Source organism: Paenibacillus sp. GbtcB18 (assembly GCF_019091125.1).
Classification (GTDB): Bacteria; Bacillota; Bacilli; order Paenibacillales; family NBRC-103111; genus Paenibacillus_F; species Paenibacillus_F chitinolyticus.
In genome coordinates this window covers 34,114-49,984 of the sequence record NZ_JAGXJX010000002.1, presented here as the reverse complement: position 1 = coordinate 49,984, position 15,871 = coordinate 34,114, and the positions used below count along the sequence as shown (strand labels likewise).

Here is a 15,871-nt window from a genome sequence, read left to right as displayed (position 1 = left end):
GGAAGGGGTCTACTTATGAAAGTTTGGAAGCCTTTTAAAATCGGCATGATTCTGCTTACCTTTATTCTGGTTCTGGGCGCCTGCGGCAAAGCCAAAGATAACGGCGGATCGACAGGCGGATCGACTCCGGGCGGCTCCAACGCGCCGACGACGGATACGAAAACGCTCGATGCGATCAAGCAGCGCGGAAAGTTCGTAGTCGGCGTCAAATTCGATACAAACCTGTTCGGGTTGAAAGATCCGGGAACGGGCCAAGTCAACGGTTTCGATATCGACATTTCCAAAGCGATTGCCAAAAAGCTGCTCGGTGACGAAACGAAAGTCGAATTGAAAGAAGTGACTTCCAAGACGCGGATTCCGATGCTCCAAAAAGGAGATATCGACGCCATCATCGCAACGATGACGATTTCGGAAGAGCGCAAGAAAGAAGTGGATTTCACGGACGTCTATTTCAAGGCGGGCCAATCTCTACTCGTTAAAAAAGGCAGCGACATCAAGTCGATCGACGACGTCGTGAAGAAGAAGGGCGTTAAAGTCCTGACCGTAAAAGGCTCCACTTCGGCGAAAAATATTCGTGCCAAAGCCCCGAACGCACAGGTACTGGAATTTGAAAACTACCAGGAAGCGTTCACGGCTCTGAAATCCGGCAAAGGGGAAGCTTTGACGACGGATAACGCCATTCTCTATGGAATGACGAAGCAGGACCCTAATTATGAAGTCGTAGGCGGCACATTCACGGATGAGCCGTACGGCATCGCGGTTCGCAAAGGCGACGCGGAATTCACGAAAGCGGTCAACGACGTTCTGAAAGAACTGAAGGACAGCGGCGAATACGCGAAAATTTACGAGAAATGGATCGGCGAGAAACCGGCCGAGTAAAAAGGTGCGGGATAGGCGGCCGGCCGGCCGCTTGTCCCGTTTTCTTCCAGGATATCGTTAATTAGAAGGAACAGATCGGGGTGCTGCCGGTGGATTTAAGCGTAATTGCAGAGAATTGGGACCGATATATCGAAGGATTCGGCAATACCGTGATGGTCAGTCTTCTGTCGCTCGTACTCAGCTTCCTGCTGGGGACGCTGGTGGCCGTGCTGCGGATCTCGCCTTTTAAAGCGCTGCGGGCGATCAGCGGGGTATATGTGGAATTCGTGCGGAACATTCCGCTATTGTTGATTATTTTCTTCTTCTACTACGGGTCTTCCGAGTTCGGCCTTTCGCTGGACGGGTTTACCGCGGGTACGATCGGTTTGACGATTTATACGTCCGCGTTTATTGCGGAGGCGATCCGAGCGGGCATACTGGCCGTTCCCGCTGGCCAGGCGGAGGCGGCCCGTTCTTCGGGTCTTTCCTACGGACAGACGATGATTCACGTCGTTCTTCCCCAGGCGATCAAGATTGTGATCCCGCCTCTTGGAAATCAGTTTCTGAATTTGATCAAAAACTCATCCATACTTGGCGTTATCGCGGGCATGGATCTCATGTATTTCGGGGATCTGATCAATTCCGATACGCTCGATACGTTTAATGTGTATATCGGGGTCGCGCTTTTCTATCTGGTGCTGACGATACCGCTCAGTCTGCTGGTTCAGTATCTCGAAAGAAGAATGGCGCGCGCCTAATCGGTTCCGGACGGGACAAGATCCGGTGAATGTCAAAGTGGGGTGTCGGAATGGATTTCTCAGGTGCGTACAGCGCGGATAATTTGATGTTTTTGTTAAAAGGGTTTCTCGTGACGCTGGAAATGGCCGTTATCGCCATTATTTTAAGTTTTGTCATCGGCAGTCTGATCGGGGTCATCCGTTACTCGAAAATCCCCGTACTCAGCCAGCTCATGGCGGTTCTCGTCGAAGTGATCCGGAACCTGCCGCTGCTGCTCATTATTTTCTTCGTTTACTTCGCCGTGCCGGAAGTGACCGGTGTGGAAATGAGCATTCTGACGTCCGCGATCATTTCCTTGACGATTTTCGAATCGGCGATGATTGCCGAAATCATCCGCGGGGGTCTCAACTCCATCGACAAGGGGCAAATCGAGGCGTCCCGTTCCTCCGGGTTAACCTATGTGCAGACGCTGTGGCACATCGTGTTCCCGCAAGCGGTGCGCCGGATGGTTCCGCCGATCGTCAGCCAGTTTATTTCACTGCTGAAGGATACGTCGCTTACCGTTATCATTGCGGCGCCGGAGCTGATGCATAACGCGCAGATCATCAACGGTTCTTCCCAGAAGTTCATCGTTCCGATCTTCCTGCTCGCCGCGGTGATGTATTTCGTCGTCAACTATTTCATTTCCCTGTTCGCTCAGCGCTTCGAGCTGAAGAGGACGTGACTCCGCGCAAGCCTTATGGCTCGCGGACCCGCGTAATTCCGGCTCCGGCCGGACGACAAAGAACCCGCTGTGCCGGTCCCGGACCGGTTTACAGCGGGTTCTTATGTGCTGGCGGACGAACCGCCGGAGCTTAACGCGCCGAACGTGTTCGCTCGAATTCGGCTTTGATCTCGGCCAGCAGCGACGGGTCCGTGATCACGTCGTAAGCGGTGGCCGCCAGCATCTTGGCGGCCAGGATCATGCCGTCCAGCGCACGCTGCTTCATCGCGAGGTCGCGGAACTCCGGCGTGTGAAGCAGGTGTTTCTCTTCAATGACCTTCATATACGGGTGAATCGTCGGGCAGTGAAGAGAGACGTTTCCGAGGTCAAGGGAGCCGTGGTCCTTGCCCGTCTGAATCATGTCTTCGGTAATGCCTGCCGAAGCCAGGTTGCGGTTGAACACCGCCGAGAGTGTCTCGTTCGTGTTCAGCTCGTCGTACGAGTACTCGTAGTTCGAGGTGGTGAGGGTGCAGCCGGTCTGCAGAGCGGCCCCCTCCGCGCATTTCAGCACCTTCGCCGCGACTTCGTTCGTGTAGGCGCGGGAAGAAGAGCGGACATAGAACTGGGCGACGGCATAGTCGGGAATAATGTTCGCGGCCTGGCCGCCTTCCGTAATGATTCCGTGAATGCGCACATCGCTGCGGAGCTGCTGGCGCAGCGCATTGATGGAATTGAACAGCATCAGAACGGCGTCCAGAGCGTTCACGCCCTCGTATGGGGAAGCGGCGGCGTGGGCCGCCTTGCCGAAGTACTCGAACTGGATGGCATCCAGCGCAAGCGATTCGCCGGAACGCTCATAAGTATAATAAGGATGCGCCATCAGCGCGAAGTCCACGTCATCGAACAATCCCGCGGCCGCCATGGGGACTTTCGCCCCTTTGGTTTCCTCGGCGGGCGTTCCGTAGACGCGGATTACGCCTCCCGTCTCGTCGATGACGGATTTAAGCCCGACGGCCGCTCCGATGCTCATCATGCAGATGAGATGATGTCCGCAGGCATGACCCAGCTCGGGGAGGGCGTCGTATTCCGCCAGGAAAGCGACAGTCGGTCCGGGCTTGCCCGAGTCATACACGCCGATGAAAGCGGTCGGAATGTCGAGCACGGCCCGTTCGACCGTGAAATCGTGCCGCTCCAGCTCTTCGATCAGCCGGGCGCAGGCCAGAAATTCTTCATGGCCGAGCTCGGGATTTTGCCCGATATAAGTTGAAATCGCTTGAAACTCCGGCGTGTGGAAATCGATGGTGTTATAGATACGTTCCTTCATGGCGGGTTCTCCTTATGTATGTAAGTGGTAGGGGCGGCGCCCCGTCGTTATCTTTCGGATGTAAGTCTATTGTAATACAAACTCGGACCCGCTACCACTTCCGGCTCCTTTGCGTTACAATAAAGCACGGAAAGCGCAATGTCCGCGTTTGCTGCAATTAGCGCATCTTCCCGAGGGAAATTCCACCGAAGGGAAATTTCATCCGCGAAGATGTTTACATAGCCCAGGAGGAGGATGTTTTATGAATAAATACGGATCGGATAATTGGCAGGATCACCGCTTTACGCTGGCCTGCAAAGAAGTCGAGCGCAGAGGACAGTGGCTGGACATCTATCTGGCGCTTCATCCCGAAGAAGGAGAAACTTTGCCGGAAGAACTGCAAGACCCCAGCGTGTACGTCATCTGCAATCTCGAAGGAACGATCGTTCAAATCATCCTGCTGGATGAAGGCTGCGACTGCGAATACCAGTTTACCCAGGGCGAGAAGGAGAAGATTGCCCGTTTTCTCGAAGAGCATTGCACGGCGGAAATGAATTCTCTTCTACTGCGCTAGAAAAGTAGAGACCGGCAGGCCGGCTCCGGAATATACTGTCTTACAGACGTAAGCGACAGGAGGGGCCGCCATGGGAAGAGCATTACGCTACATCGCGTTCGGAGATTCGCTGACCGTCGGTACGGGCGATCCGACGCGGGAAGGGTTTACCGCAAGATACCGCGGTATGGCAGAAGCGGCGCTGGGACGCAGCGTAGTTCTGCGCAATGCCGGTACGAACGGCGCCACATCGGGCGAGCTGCTGCAGTACTTGCGCAACGAGGGCGATTTGCGGCGGGGGCTGGCGACCGCCGATATCGTGACGGTTACGGCCGGAGGGAACGACCTGATCCGCTCGGCCATGCCGTATTTGAAGAGCCGCGATACGGGCGTGTTGAAGCGCAGCCTGCGCACATTCGGGAGCAATCTGCGCCAGATCGTGCGCTACTCCCAGCTTCCGATTCCGGACGGCAAGTCGCCGCTGGTGATTCTCGTCGGATTGTATAATCCGATTTCCATGCTGCCGGAAGCGGAGTTCTGGATCACGCGCTTCAACCAGCAAATGGAAAGGCTTCAGTCGCGCTCAGTCCGGTACGTGGACGTGTATTCGGCTTTCAAGGGAGCGGAGAGCCGCCTGATTTCCGACGATCTTTTTCATCCGAATGCGGAAGGATACAAGCGGATTGCGGAATGCATCGCTCAGAGCGTCCCGCTCACTTCCCTTGCCGGAGGCGGCGGGCATTAAAAAAACAGTGAAGCGGCTGCCTCACTGTTTTTTTTCGGTTTACGCGGGGACGGGCAAGACCTGCATCACGGCGAAGAAGTGACAGACGCTGCCTCCGATGACGAACGAATGCCAGATCGCATGGTGGTAGGGAATGCGCCGCCACAGATAGAACACCGTTCCGACCGTGTAGAGCAGTCCGCCCGCGACGAGCCAGACGATGCCGTTTGCCGACAAATGCTCGGCGAGGGGTTTAAAGGCCAGTACGATCAGCCAGCCCATGCCGATGTAACAAACCGTCGAGAGGACGATAAACCTTTTGACGAAGAAAATTTTGAGCACGATTCCGATAAGGGCGAGTCCCCATACGATGCCGAGCAGGGTCCATCCCAGCACTCCCCGCAGCGTAACGAGCATAAAGGGGGTGTAGGAGCCGGCAATCAGTACATAAATAGCGGAATGGTCCATGATTTCGAAAATGTCTTTCAGCCTTCCTCCCGGAGCGCTGTGAACGAGCGTGGAGCACAGATAGAGCAGAATCAGGGAAGTGCCGAAAATGCTGAAGCTGACGATATGCCAAGTGTTTCCGTATGTGGTTGCCTGCAAGAGGAGAAGAACCAGAGCGGCAATGCTTAGCAGGGTGCCGATTCCGTGCGAGACGGCGTTCGCGAATTCTTCGCGCGGTGAATATTCCATAGGGATTACCTCCAAGCTATCCGGGACCGGATGCCCAATTTACTGGCTAATGCTACTTAGACGCGATTCCCGGGCAAACCCCTTCAACGCTTTTTAGCCGTTTTTGCGTTCTTTTTAGATGGAACTTTTAACCAAAGAGGGGTTACAGGTGCGTCTAAAGACTCAGAAGGTGCATAAATATGCAGGTTTGACGCCCTATATACGCCGAAAAAGCATTTTCATAAAGCATCTTGCATAAAAGAAGCGATTTCGGTATACTAAAGCATGTTCTTTTTCGAATTGACCCTGCGTTAATAAACTACAATGAATAAAGGAGCACTTGCCATGAAAAAATGGGGACTGACACTAATCGCCCTTGTCCTGACAATGAGCCTCATTGCTGCATGCGGCAAAAAACCCGAAGCACCGAAAGATGCAGCCGGCGGCGCCCAAACGACAGCACCTGCCAAGAAGCTTATTCTCGGGACGAGCGCGGATTATCCGCCGTATGAATTCCACAAATCGACGAACGGTAAAGACGAAATCATCGGCTTCGACATCATGATCGCCAAAGAAATCGCGAAAGACATGGGAGCCGAGCTGGAAATCAAGGACATGAAGTTCGACGGCCTGCTGCCTGCGCTTCAATCCGGCAACGTGGATATGATCCTTTCGGGTATGACCCCGACGGAAGAACGCAAGAAGAACGTTGATTTCTCTAAAACGTATTACACCGCGAAGCAGATGATCGTTGTCCGCGCGGAAGACAAAGACAAGTACAAGACGATGGACAGTTTGGCGGGCAAGCGGATCGTCGTTCAGAAAGCTTCCATTCAAGAGACGGTAGCCAAAGAACAAATCAAGGACGCCAAAATCAAAACACTAAGCAAAATTACCGACATCGTGCTTGAGCTGAAAAACAAGAATGCCGACGCCGCGATTATCGAGCTTCCGGTTGCGACTTCCCACGTAAACCGCGACAAGAGCATCGTGATTGCCGAAGCGACTCCGAAGGTTGAAGAAGCGGGTTCCGCGGTTGCTTTCAAGAAAGGCAGCCAGGACAAGATCGACCTGGTGAACAAGACGATCGACCGTCTGATCGCCGAGAAGAAGATCGATCAGTTCGTAACCGATGCTACTTCCCAGGTGGAAGCCGAGTAAGCGCAAGGTCATCGGACCGGTAACTGCAATAAATGTGAGATAGCGGAGAATCCTCCGCTATTTTCTTTTTTCAGGGATGGTCACACGGGAGTCGGAAATTGTATAATTAGCGGTGTCCATCCGCATTTAAGGAGGAGTTAACAGCCCATGAATTTTTCATTTTTAAACGAATACGGGCATTATTTTGTGGACGGAACGAAGGTTACGCTGCTTCTGTCCGTGATTACCGTCATTTTGGGAGCGATTTTCGGGACAGGCATGAGTCTGCTCCGATTGTCGGGTATTTGGCCGCTCCGGTGGCTGGCTACGGCGTATATCGAGTTTTTCCGGGGAACGCCGATCATTATTCAAATTTTCCTCGTCTATTATGCGCTGCCGCAGTTTATTCCGGACTTTCATTTTCCCCCGTTTCCGTTTCTCGAAGAGTACGGCGGAGAGTTTACCGCAGCCGTCATCACGCTCGGTCTCAACAGCACGGCCTATGTGGCTGAAATTATGCGCGCGGGCATCCAGTCCGTGGACAAGGGGCAGATGGAAGCGGCACGTTCCCTCGGGATGAAGCCGTGGATGGCGATGCGTCTTGTCGTGATTCCGCAGGCGTTCCGCACCGTACTGCCGGCGCTCGGAAACGAGCTGGTAGTCGTGATCAAGGAAACGTCGATCGTATCGGTCATCGGCCTCAACGAACTGATGTTCAACGCGGACACGGTCAAAGGAAGCCTGTCGCTTCCGTTCGAACCGCTGATCATCGCCGCTCTTATTTATCTGGTCATTACCCTGACGCTGTCCAAGCTCGTCGGAATACTCGAAAGGAGGCTGACGAAGTCGAATGCTTAAGATTACGAATCTTCATAAACATTTCGGGAAATTAACCGTACTGAACGGCATCGATATCGAGATTGAAAAAGGCGAGGTCGTCGTTGTCATCGGGCCTTCCGGCTCGGGCAAAAGCACATTCCTGCGCTGTCTCAACCTGCTGGAAGTGCCGACCGACGGCGAAATTCTCTTCGAGGGTATTTCCATCACGAACAAGAAAACGGATATCAATTCCGTCCGTCAGAAGATGGGCATGGTGTTCCAGCAGTTCAACCTGTTCCCCCATCTGTCGGTCAAAGATAATATTATGCTTGCTCCGCGCAAGCTGAAAAAAATGCCGGTAAGCCAGGCGAATGAAACCGCGGCCGATCTGCTTCGTAAAGTAGGATTGGCGGAAAAAGCCGAAGCTTATCCGGCCCAGTTGTCCGGAGGACAGAAGCAGCGGATCGCGATTGCCCGCGCGCTTGCGATGTCTCCCGACGTCATGCTGTTCGACGAGCCCACCTCCGCGCTAGATCCCGAGATGGTCGGCGAGGTGCTCGATGTTATGAAAAAGCTGGCGAAAGACGGCATGACCATGGTCGTCGTCACGCATGAGATGGGATTTGCCCGTGAAGTAGGCGACCGCGTCGTCTTCATGGACGGGGGCGTCATCGTCGAACAGGGCAAACCGGAAGAAGTGTTCTCGAACCCGCAGCATGCCCGGACGAAGGAATTCCTGGGTAAGGTGCTGTAAGCGAGATAGAACGCGAAATTGTTACTGCAGAGCAGGGAGGAAGTCTCGTGGCGCCCATTAAAATTTTTACGGACAGCACGAATGATTTAAATCCGCACTATTTGAAAGAAAACGAAATTGGTGTCGTTCCCCTTTATGTCGTCTTCGGCGACGATTCGTATCGGGACGGGGTGGACATTACACCGGAGGTCCTGTACCGGAAAGTCGAACAGTCCGGCAAGCTGCCCAAGACAGCGGCTCCGTCGCCGGCCGACTTCGAGAAAGCGTTCCGGCCTCATATCGAACAGGGCTGCGATATCGTCTACATCGGGCTTTCTTCCGAAATTTCGTCGACTTATCAGAATGCCGTGTTAACGTCCGATCTCTTTCCGGAAGGGCGGGTAACCGTCATCGATTCCCGCAACCTCGCTACCGGCATCGGCATTCTGATCTGCAAAGCCGTGGAAGCGGCCAAACAGGGACGCAGTGCGGCGGAGATCGAAGCCCTGGTTAAATCGTTCATTCCGAAAGTGAGTACCGAATTCATTATCGATACGCTGGATTATTTGCATAAAGGCGGCCGTTGTACGAGTGTACAGGCTTTTTTCGGGAGCCTGCTGAAAATCCGCCCGGTGGTGCAGGTCAAGGACGGTTCCATGATTCTAACTTCCAAAGTGCGTGGTAAGAGGGAGAAAGCCCTGGAACAGCTGGTGGACAACGCGCTGGCTTTCAAGCACGAGATGGACCCGGATGTCCTGTTTGTCACGCATTCCATGGCGCAGGAGGAAGCGGAGCTTGTACGTGCCCGTCTTCTGCAGGAAACGGGTGTCAATCGGGTTGAGATTACGGAAACCGGATGCGTGATTTCCAGCCATTGCGGTCCTCAGACAGTGGGCATCGTATTTATTAAATCGTAGAAATGAGGGTACTTCTTGACGATCAAGATTATTACGGACGGAACTGCCGATTTGCCTCAGGAGCTGGCCCGGGAACTAGACATCACAGTCGTTCCCCTGATCGTCCGTTTCGGCGACAAGGAAATGACTTCAGACATGAGCAGAACATTATTCTATGACCTGATGAGGCAGGAGCCTGCGCTTCCTCAGACGGCGAGTCCCGCCCCGCATACTTTTATGGAAGAGTACCGCAAGGCTTCACAAAGTGACATTCTGGTAGTCTCTGTTTCGTCTAATCTTAGCAGTACCTATCATCATGCCCTTATGGCGAGGGAACAACTTATGGAGGACGGCTATTCCGGCCGGATTGAGGTGCTGGATTCCCGCACGGCTTCTCTTGGACAAGGTCTTCTTGCCGTAAAAGCGGCCAAGCTTGCGAAAGAAGGCATGCCGTTCGAAGAGCTGACAGCCAGGATGAAGGAAGAAGTCAAAAGCCATCATACGTATTTTTTCCTGGATACGCTTGAAAATGTCATAAAAGGAGGCCGCCTCGACCGCGTTCGCGGTGCGGTGGCTTCGGTGCTGAACATCAAGCAGATCATGAAAGCGAGCGAAGAAGGCACCTTGGAGCCTTTCGAGAAAGTGCGCGGCACCCAGAATGCGATCAAGCGTCTGATCGAACGGGTGAGCGAGAAGGTGAGCGAAACCCGGCACGATCTGGAGCGGTGCATTCTCGGCATTGCGCACAGCAACTGCGAGGACCGCGCCCGGGACGTGAGAGATCAGCTGCTCCGGCTGTTCCCGTTCGGGCAGGTCGTGATCACGGAGATGGGGCCGGTTATCGGCACCTACGCGGGAGAGGGCGGCATTCTTATCAGCTGCTGACAGCTGACGGGAAGAGGATGTTTATCCGCCCTGCGGACCCTGAATGTGTCCGATTCTCCACCTGTGCACGGAAATGAAAAAAAGGCTGTCTACCGGTCCGTAGGACCGGTAGACAGCCTTTTTTTGTCCGCATGACCGGACGTGCCGGCGCAATAGCTCGCCTTCGCCAGTTTGCACGCGAAGGCCACGTCGGCGCCGCAGCGCCGGTCGACGTCACCGTGTAAGACGTCGACCTCGACCTCGACCTCGACCTCGACCTCGACGAGCGTACCTTCCTCAAGAACCCGCGTCGTCTTCCGCGGGAAGCTCCCGCGTCACAATCTCGGGATCGTCGACGTTGACGAGCGGTGAAGGCTCCCCGTCGTAGAGCACCCACAAATCGTGCAGGGCGCGGGTACAGCCCACATAGAGCAGCTTGGCGTCCTGAGCGTCGGCGCCGTAGCGGAGCGGGTCCGCATCCGTCAGAATGGCGGCGTCGAACTCAAGCCCTTTCGTCAGGTAGACGGGCACGACCGAGATCCCGCCGGCGTACTGCTTCTGATCCGCCGTGATTCTGCTGGCCGCAAGGCCCAGCTCTCCAAGCTGCGCGTGCAGCCGCACGGCGTCTTCCTCGGTGCGCGTAATCACGGCCACCGTGTCGTAGTTCCGGCGGAGAAGCCGCTCAACCGCGTCGCGGAGGAAGAGGCTCTCCCGCTCCTTCTCTACCCGGAGCACCTTGACCCGTTCGCCGGACCGGAATACGGGAACGGCCAGAAGGCCGGCTCCGACTCCGGTGGAGAGGACGTGGTTCGCGAAACGGATAATTTCCATCGTGGAGCGGTAGCTCCGCTCCAGTTCGAAATAAGCGGTTTCGCCTTCTCCGAAGAGCGACGTGAGCTCGGCCCAGTCCTGCGTTCCCCGATAGGCGTGAATTCCCTGGGACAGGTCGCCCAGAATCGTGAAGGAATGCTGCCGGGTGTACTGGTCGAGCACGGCAATCTGGAACGGCGAAGCGTCCTGCGCTTCGTCGATGACCACGTGGTCGAACCGTTCCGGGCCTTCGATGCCGTGCAGGGAGGCATGGATAAAGACGAGCGCCGGGAGATCCTCGTGGCGCACCTTCTTGCGGCGGAAGGAGGCCAGCGTATCCTTCGCTATGGCTTCTGGAATCCGGGAGCGCAGTTCTTCCGTCATCCAGACGGCCCCGGCTTTGGGATCGAACACGGCTTTATAGAACGACAGCGCATCGAGCTCCGGCCAGCCTTTCAAGAATGCTTTCAGCCGCTGGGTCGATTTGGTTTTCCGTTCTTTTTTCTGCTTGGCGTCCCAGACTTTGTCCAGTTCCATCGTTATCCAGCGTTTGATCCGGGCGACGACCCGCTCTCTGCGCTTGGCGGGAGGAAGATGTTTGTATTCTTCGTTGTACCAGACGCCGATCGTTTCGGCCGGGAGCGTTTTTCCGTCCCAAGGGTGAAAAGGTTCCTGCGGCAGACAGGTCCGCGCGTAGCCGTCAAAGCAGCTTTCCAGGAAGTCCCTGAAGGCGACGGAGCCTTTCCAGCGGCCGGAAACTTCATCGTTCAGCGGCGGACGCTTGGAACCGAGGGCAAACCAGACGGCGCTTTCGTCTGCCGGATTCTCCAGCGCGAAGGAAAGTCCGGTCAGCTCTATAGCCCAATCCGCAAACGTGCTCTGACGGATATGTCCAACGCCGAGCTCCGGGAGAACCCCGGATATATAATCGAGAAACATGGAGTTCGGTGCGAAAATGATCATATTTTCCGCTTTAACCTGGTCACGGTATTGATAGAGCAGAAAAGCGAGACGATGGAGAGCGACAGTCGTCTTACCGCTTCCGGCGACGCCCTGAATAATAAGGGCGGCGTTTTTGGCCGAACGGATAATTTTATCCTGCTCCGCCTGGATCGTGGAGACGATATCGCGCAGTTTATTGTCTTTGTTCTCGCCGAGCCGGTACAGCAAAAACTCGTCTCCGCCCGCTCCGGACAGAAGATCGCTGTCCCGCTCGTACGTATCGACGACCCGTTGGAGAATCTGCTTGCGGATGACCAGGTTTCTTTTTAAATACACCAAGCCTTCGATGAGGCCGTCGGGAGATTCGTACGACGCTTTCTCGTCCCCGCCCGTGTAGGAATAAAACATGCTGGCCACCGGCGCCCGCCAGTCAATGACGTGAGGCTCTCCGCCGTTCTCGTCGTCGACGCCGAATTTGCCGATGTAGAGAGCGGACTTACCGGCAGCGTTTTCAGGCTGAAAGTCGAGACGGCCGAAATAAGGTTCGTCCGATGCCAAGGCAAGCGACTGCCGGCCGCTTTCGCGTACGGCTTCCAGTGCCTGTTCGGTGAAATCCGGTCCCCGGTACACGGGAACGGCCTGCAGCTCCGCCAGTCTTCGGTTGACGTCCGCCAGGATGGCATCCAGCCGGTTTTGTTCCTCTTGATAGGCACTTTGATTCTTATCCAAGATCAGTTACCCCCTAAGATCAGATTTTGAACATGAAGAAACAATATATCATATCCGGCAAACAATGGCAACAACGCCGGGCATGGCGGACAGGGCCCTGCACAGCATAAACTGAAGGCACATACAGAAGGTCTGCCGGAGGCGGCAAGCCCGAGTTTCTGGCAGGATCATCCTTGTGATATAATGACTGCATATTTTGCGAGAACCGCATCATCTAAGATGAAGCTTAAGTTCTCCTAACCGAACCTGGAGTGAGCAGCCATGAAAAAAGGAAAAGAACAACAAGCCGTCATGACCGGTCTTCTTATTGCGGACAAGCAGGGGACGTTTATTACGCGCCATCTCGATTGGGTGGAAATGCAGTTCGGGGGATTGGTCGGAGACCGGCATTTCGGAGTGACCAGCAAGGCCGACGTCCGCCAGCCGATGTATCCGCGGGGAACCGAGATCATGAACCGGCGTCAGGTCAGCATCGTGTCCGAGGAGGAATGCGAAGAGATTGCGGCCGCTCTCGGCATTGAACGCGTCGCGCCGGAGTGGCTGGGAGCGAACATGGCGCTCAAGGGGCTGGAACGTCTGACCGCACTGCCGCGGGGAGCGAGAATTTTGTTTCCGAGCGGAGCGGGGCTCGTGTGCGAGGGAGAGAACGAACCGTGCGTCCATCCGGGCAAGGTGATCGCCGAGCAGACGGGGAATCCCAGGCTTGCGGGCAAGTTCGTAAAAGCGGCCTGGAACCGCAGAGGAATCGTGGCTTCGGTCGAGAGACCCGGCATCGTATCCGCGGGGGACGAGGTAAGGATTCTTTTTCCGGACGAATTGTAAGCTGATACTTGCCGTTTGAAAGGAGTTTTGCAGCATGAAAATAGGAGTATTGTCCGATACGCATATGAGACCCGCGGCAGGCAAGCTGCCCGATGCCGTTCTGAAAGGTCTGGAGGGGGTCGACCTCATTCTGCATGCCGGAGACTGGACCAGCCCGGAAATTATCGAGTGGGTGGAGAGGATTGCGCCCGTGGAATCCGTCGCGGGGAACAATGACGGCCCGGACATTGTAAAGAGATTCGGATACAGCAAGCTGATCGAGGCCGGCGGGCTCACCATCGGGCTTGTCCACGGGGATCGCGGCCGGGGAAGATCGACGGAGCAGCGCGCCTTGCTCACTTTCCAGGACGACAATCCGGATGTGATCGTGTTCGGCCATTCGCATATTCCGTATTCGGAACGGGTCGACGGCCTGCTTCTTTTTAACCCCGGCTCGCCTTGGGATAAGCGCTGGCAGCCCCGGTTTTCGTTCGGGTTGATCGAGACGGACGGGGAAAGAAGCGAAGCGAGGCATATTTTCTTCGATTCCCGGGAATAGCCGGGCAGAGACTGTGAAAGACGGCAGAGAGCATGACAAACGATAGGAAATAAGGACGGCTGCGGAAGATGCGGCTGTCTTTTTTTTTTTTTTGAAGAGGCGGTTATTCTTTAGGACGAATGGCGGCGGGGAGAATACCGGGTGCCGGCTGTCTTTTCAATGGTTAGCCCAGTTCATGTCGTATTTGTTTTTTCCATCTTATGATGTTTGCGATTGCCTGTTGTTCGCCGCCGAGATAAATATCTTCAATTGTCATGGACCAGGATGCGAGCTTGCGTTGTCTGTCTTTATTCGGAAGAGGGTTTGTCAGTTTATCTACGTTCTTCATTAACTCCCGATTTTTCTTAAGAATATATGCAGTGTCCCAATCGTGATCATAAGCGTCAATAAATAAACGGACCAGCTGCCGGTAACCTTCTTCCGTATAATTGGAAGGATGCTGGATCATGTAACATGAAACAAGCCAAAAATGTAAATCATATAATTTCGGGTCATTATGCTCCCAAACTAGAGGGAAACCGAACAATTCGTAGCAGGAAAACCCGTCTATCCCCGCAGCTCCGCATTCCATACATCTTCCGGACTCCATAACTGTGCTGTTATCAACCACTTTGAAATAACCTCCCATCAAAACTCTTCTGTTTACAAGTTAGCATGAAAAAGATGACTTATCATAGACTGCGGGCAGCCTTAACCCATTTAGCTGCGTTATAACCTTCTTACTACATATACTCTCTTTTGACAAATATCAATATAAAGATGAAACGGAGTATGGCGAAAAATGGAGAATGTTTGAAGGAGCGCGGGTGCTTAAAATTGATAAAACGTTTAATCGTTGATCTATCAAAACGTTCAGGAGTACAATCATCTCGTAAGAAGGAATGAGAAGGCGTAAGAAAGACGAACAAAGAAGATAGGATCATTTAGGTGTAAAACGATTAATCAAATTTCTGACCAATCGGCCGATTTGGGGGAACGATGAACAAAATAACGATTAAAGACATAGCGGCCGAGGCCGGCGTATCCATCGCGACCGTATCGAACGTGATGAACGGTACCGGAAGAGTCTCCGGTGAAACCGCCAAGAGAGTGCTCCGGGTCATCGACCGGCACGATTATGCGCCCAGCACGGCGGCTCGTTTTTTGAAAGAAAGGCGCTCCCAGCTCATCGGGATTTTGGTCCCGACCGGCGATAGGGGACGGCTTGAGGACAACCCGTTTTACTGGCAGCTCGTCATGGCCGTCGAAGCGGAAGCGAGGGAAGAGCGTCTGCATGTGATCGTGTCGGGAGTGACGGAAGAGGACCCGCTCACGTTTGTGCAGGAGCGGCAGCTCGACGGCATTATCGCCATCGGGATAACCGGCGATTCCCCGCTGCTGGGGCGCATCGCCCAGCTCGACGTTCCGTGCGTGTATCTGGACTGCTACCTCGCCGGAGGGGAGAACCTCCAGGTCGTCAATATGAACGACCGGATGGGCGGTTACCTCGGGACGAAGCACCTACTGTCGCTCGGGCATGAGCGGATTGCCGTCATCGCGGGCGACATCGTCACTTCGGGCGCCTATGAAGAACGCTGGCTCGGCTATACCCGGGCGCTGGAGGAGAGCGGGATCGAAGCGGACCGCGCTCTGCTCGTGGAGACGCCGGTCTCTCTGCTCGGCGGCTATCACAGCGCCCAGCAGGTTTACATGCTCAGCCCGAAGGTCACCGCCGTTTTCGCTTTTTCCGATGTGGCGGCAATCGGGCTGATGAAAGGGCTTCAGGAGCTCGGCGTACGAATTCCCGACGATCTCTCCGTCATGGGATATGACGATATCGACTACGCGGGGTTTATGACGCCCTCCCTGACCACGATCCGGCAGGATATCGGCACCAAGGGGAAGACGGCGATACGCCGCATTCTCAGCATGATCCGCGGAAGCGTTCCGGCGGAACATTCGGTTACGCTGCCCGTCGAACTTAAACGCCGCCAGAGCACCGCCCGGCGGTTCCAATCCAACTCCATTCAGAAAGAGGAATAGGC

At 54.8% G+C, this 15,871-nt stretch carries 17 protein-coding genes; 13 read left to right on the top strand and 4 right to left on the bottom strand.

What is annotated here, in order from left to right; genetic code table 11:
* The first annotated feature begins 15 nt into the window (after window positions 1–15).
* The 3 genes from KVT34_RS05445 (at window position 16) to KVT34_RS05435 (ending at window position 2,320) form a co-directional block, all read left to right on the top strand.
* Complete coding sequence (locus KVT34_RS05445; RefSeq protein ID WP_217557370.1) at window positions 16–879, top strand: transporter substrate-binding domain-containing protein; 864 nt, start codon at window positions 16–18, stop codon at window positions 877–879.
* An 80-nt stretch (window positions 880–959) separates the two neighbouring features.
* Window positions 960–1,616 (top strand): amino acid ABC transporter permease, encoded by a 657-nt coding sequence (locus tag KVT34_RS05440; RefSeq protein WP_217557368.1) that lies wholly within the window; start codon window positions 960–962, stop codon window positions 1,614–1,616.
* 50 nt (window positions 1,617–1,666) lie between these two features.
* On the top strand, window positions 1,667–2,320 hold the full coding sequence (locus KVT34_RS05435; protein ID WP_217557366.1) for an amino acid ABC transporter permease: 654 nt from the start codon (window positions 1,667–1,669) through the stop codon (window positions 2,318–2,320).
* A gap of 130 nt (window positions 2,321–2,450) precedes the next feature.
* On the opposite strand, the gene KVT34_RS05430 is transcribed toward KVT34_RS05435, so the two are convergent.
* Complete coding sequence (locus KVT34_RS05430) at window positions 2,451–3,623, bottom strand: M20 family metallopeptidase (protein ID WP_217557364.1); 1,173 nt, start codon at window positions 3,621–3,623, stop codon at window positions 2,451–2,453.
* 241 nt (window positions 3,624–3,864) lie between these two features.
* Between KVT34_RS05430 and KVT34_RS05425 the strand changes: the two genes are divergently transcribed.
* Window positions 3,865–4,176: a hypothetical protein gene (locus tag KVT34_RS05425; protein WP_217557361.1), complete on the top strand. Its 312-nt coding sequence runs from the start codon at window positions 3,865–3,867 to the stop codon at window positions 4,174–4,176.
* Window positions 4,177–4,246: 70 nt separating this feature from the next.
* On the top strand, window positions 4,247–4,900 hold the full coding sequence (locus tag KVT34_RS05420) for a GDSL-type esterase/lipase family protein (RefSeq protein ID WP_217557358.1): 654 nt from the start codon (window positions 4,247–4,249) through the stop codon (window positions 4,898–4,900).
* A 39-nt stretch (window positions 4,901–4,939) separates the two neighbouring features.
* Here KVT34_RS05420 and trhA read toward each other — a convergent pair whose 3' ends face one another.
* Window positions 4,940–5,575, bottom strand: coding sequence for a PAQR family membrane homeostasis protein TrhA (gene trhA / locus KVT34_RS05415; protein WP_217557356.1), 636 nt, complete (start codon window positions 5,573–5,575; stop codon window positions 4,940–4,942).
* Between the two features lie 324 nt (window positions 5,576–5,899).
* On the opposite strand from trhA, the gene KVT34_RS05410 reads away from it, so the two are divergent.
* The 5 genes from KVT34_RS05410 (at window position 5,900) to KVT34_RS05390 (ending at window position 10,027) form a co-directional block, all read left to right on the top strand.
* Window positions 5,900–6,715 (top strand): transporter substrate-binding domain-containing protein, encoded by an 816-nt coding sequence (locus KVT34_RS05410; protein WP_217557355.1) that lies wholly within the window; start codon window positions 5,900–5,902, stop codon window positions 6,713–6,715.
* 147 nt (window positions 6,716–6,862) lie between these two features.
* On the top strand, window positions 6,863–7,552 hold the full coding sequence (locus tag KVT34_RS05405) for an amino acid ABC transporter permease (protein WP_217557354.1): 690 nt from the start codon (window positions 6,863–6,865) through the stop codon (window positions 7,550–7,552).
* Entirely contained in the window at window positions 7,545–8,267 is a 723-nt protein-coding gene (locus tag KVT34_RS05400) for an amino acid ABC transporter ATP-binding protein (RefSeq protein ID WP_217557353.1), read from the top strand. Before KVT34_RS05405 ends, KVT34_RS05400 begins: the two co-directional genes overlap by 8 nt.
* 47 nt (window positions 8,268–8,314) lie before the next feature.
* Window positions 8,315–9,163, top strand: coding sequence for a DegV family protein (locus KVT34_RS05395; RefSeq protein WP_217557351.1), 849 nt, complete (start codon window positions 8,315–8,317; stop codon window positions 9,161–9,163).
* A 15-nt stretch (window positions 9,164–9,178) separates the two neighbouring features.
* Window positions 9,179–10,027, top strand: a complete 849-nt coding sequence (locus KVT34_RS05390) for a DegV family protein (protein WP_217557350.1) — start codon at window positions 9,179–9,181, stop codon at window positions 10,025–10,027.
* Window positions 10,028–10,303: 276 nt separating this feature from the next.
* Here KVT34_RS05390 and KVT34_RS05385 read toward each other — a convergent pair whose 3' ends face one another.
* The gene (locus tag KVT34_RS05385; protein WP_217557348.1) at window positions 10,304–12,487 is read right to left on the bottom strand and encodes a HelD family protein; all 2,184 of its coding nucleotides are present in this window, start codon (window positions 12,485–12,487) and stop codon (window positions 10,304–10,306) included.
* A gap of 261 nt (window positions 12,488–12,748) precedes the next feature.
* Here KVT34_RS05385 and KVT34_RS05380 point away from each other — a divergent pair, with 261 nt between their 5' ends.
* Entirely contained in the window at window positions 12,749–13,309 is a 561-nt protein-coding gene (locus KVT34_RS05380; RefSeq protein WP_217557346.1) for an MOSC domain-containing protein, read from the top strand.
* 34 nt (window positions 13,310–13,343) lie between these two features.
* Window positions 13,344–13,847: a metallophosphoesterase family protein gene (locus KVT34_RS05375; RefSeq protein ID WP_217557343.1), complete on the top strand. Its 504-nt coding sequence runs from the start codon at window positions 13,344–13,346 to the stop codon at window positions 13,845–13,847.
* A 163-nt stretch (window positions 13,848–14,010) separates the two neighbouring features.
* On the opposite strand, the gene KVT34_RS05370 is transcribed toward KVT34_RS05375, so the two are convergent.
* Window positions 14,011–14,457: a DUF5946 family protein gene (locus KVT34_RS05370; RefSeq protein ID WP_217557341.1), complete on the bottom strand. Its 447-nt coding sequence runs from the start codon at window positions 14,455–14,457 to the stop codon at window positions 14,011–14,013.
* A 368-nt stretch (window positions 14,458–14,825) separates the two neighbouring features.
* Between KVT34_RS05370 and KVT34_RS05365 the strand changes: the two genes are divergently transcribed.
* The gene (locus tag KVT34_RS05365) at window positions 14,826–15,869 is read left to right on the top strand and encodes a LacI family DNA-binding transcriptional regulator (RefSeq protein ID WP_217557339.1); all 1,044 of its coding nucleotides are present in this window, start codon (window positions 14,826–14,828) and stop codon (window positions 15,867–15,869) included.
* Window positions 15,870–15,871: the final 2 nt, after the last annotated feature.

What these genes read in the sequence shown, in the direction of transcription:
- KVT34_RS05445 (WP_217557370.1), top strand. Translation starts at nt 16, where the DNA reads ATGAAAGTTTGGAAGCCTTTTAAAATCGGCATGATTCTGCTTACCTTT.
- KVT34_RS05435 (WP_217557366.1), top strand. Translation starts at nt 1,667, where the DNA reads ATGGATTTCTCAGGTGCGTACAGCGCGGATAATTTGATGTTTTTGTTA.
- KVT34_RS05430 (WP_217557364.1), bottom strand. Translation starts at nt 3,623, where the DNA reads ATGAAGGAACGTATCTATAACACCATCGATTTCCACACGCCGGAGTTT.
- KVT34_RS05425 (WP_217557361.1), top strand. Translation starts at nt 3,865, where the DNA reads ATGAATAAATACGGATCGGATAATTGGCAGGATCACCGCTTTACGCTG.
- KVT34_RS05420 (WP_217557358.1), top strand. Translation starts at nt 4,247, where the DNA reads ATGGGAAGAGCATTACGCTACATCGCGTTCGGAGATTCGCTGACCGTC.
- trhA (WP_217557356.1), bottom strand. Translation starts at nt 5,575, where the DNA reads ATGGAATATTCACCGCGCGAAGAATTCGCGAACGCCGTCTCGCACGGA.
- KVT34_RS05410 (WP_217557355.1), top strand. Translation starts at nt 5,900, where the DNA reads ATGAAAAAATGGGGACTGACACTAATCGCCCTTGTCCTGACAATGAGC.
- KVT34_RS05405 (WP_217557354.1), top strand. Translation starts at nt 6,863, where the DNA reads ATGAATTTTTCATTTTTAAACGAATACGGGCATTATTTTGTGGACGGA.
- KVT34_RS05400 (WP_217557353.1), top strand. Translation starts at nt 7,545, where the DNA reads ATGCTTAAGATTACGAATCTTCATAAACATTTCGGGAAATTAACCGTA.
- KVT34_RS05380 (WP_217557346.1), top strand. Translation starts at nt 12,749, where the DNA reads ATGAAAAAAGGAAAAGAACAACAAGCCGTCATGACCGGTCTTCTTATT.
- KVT34_RS05375 (WP_217557343.1), top strand. Translation starts at nt 13,344, where the DNA reads ATGAAAATAGGAGTATTGTCCGATACGCATATGAGACCCGCGGCAGGC.
- KVT34_RS05365 (WP_217557339.1), top strand. Translation starts at nt 14,826, where the DNA reads ATGAACAAAATAACGATTAAAGACATAGCGGCCGAGGCCGGCGTATCC.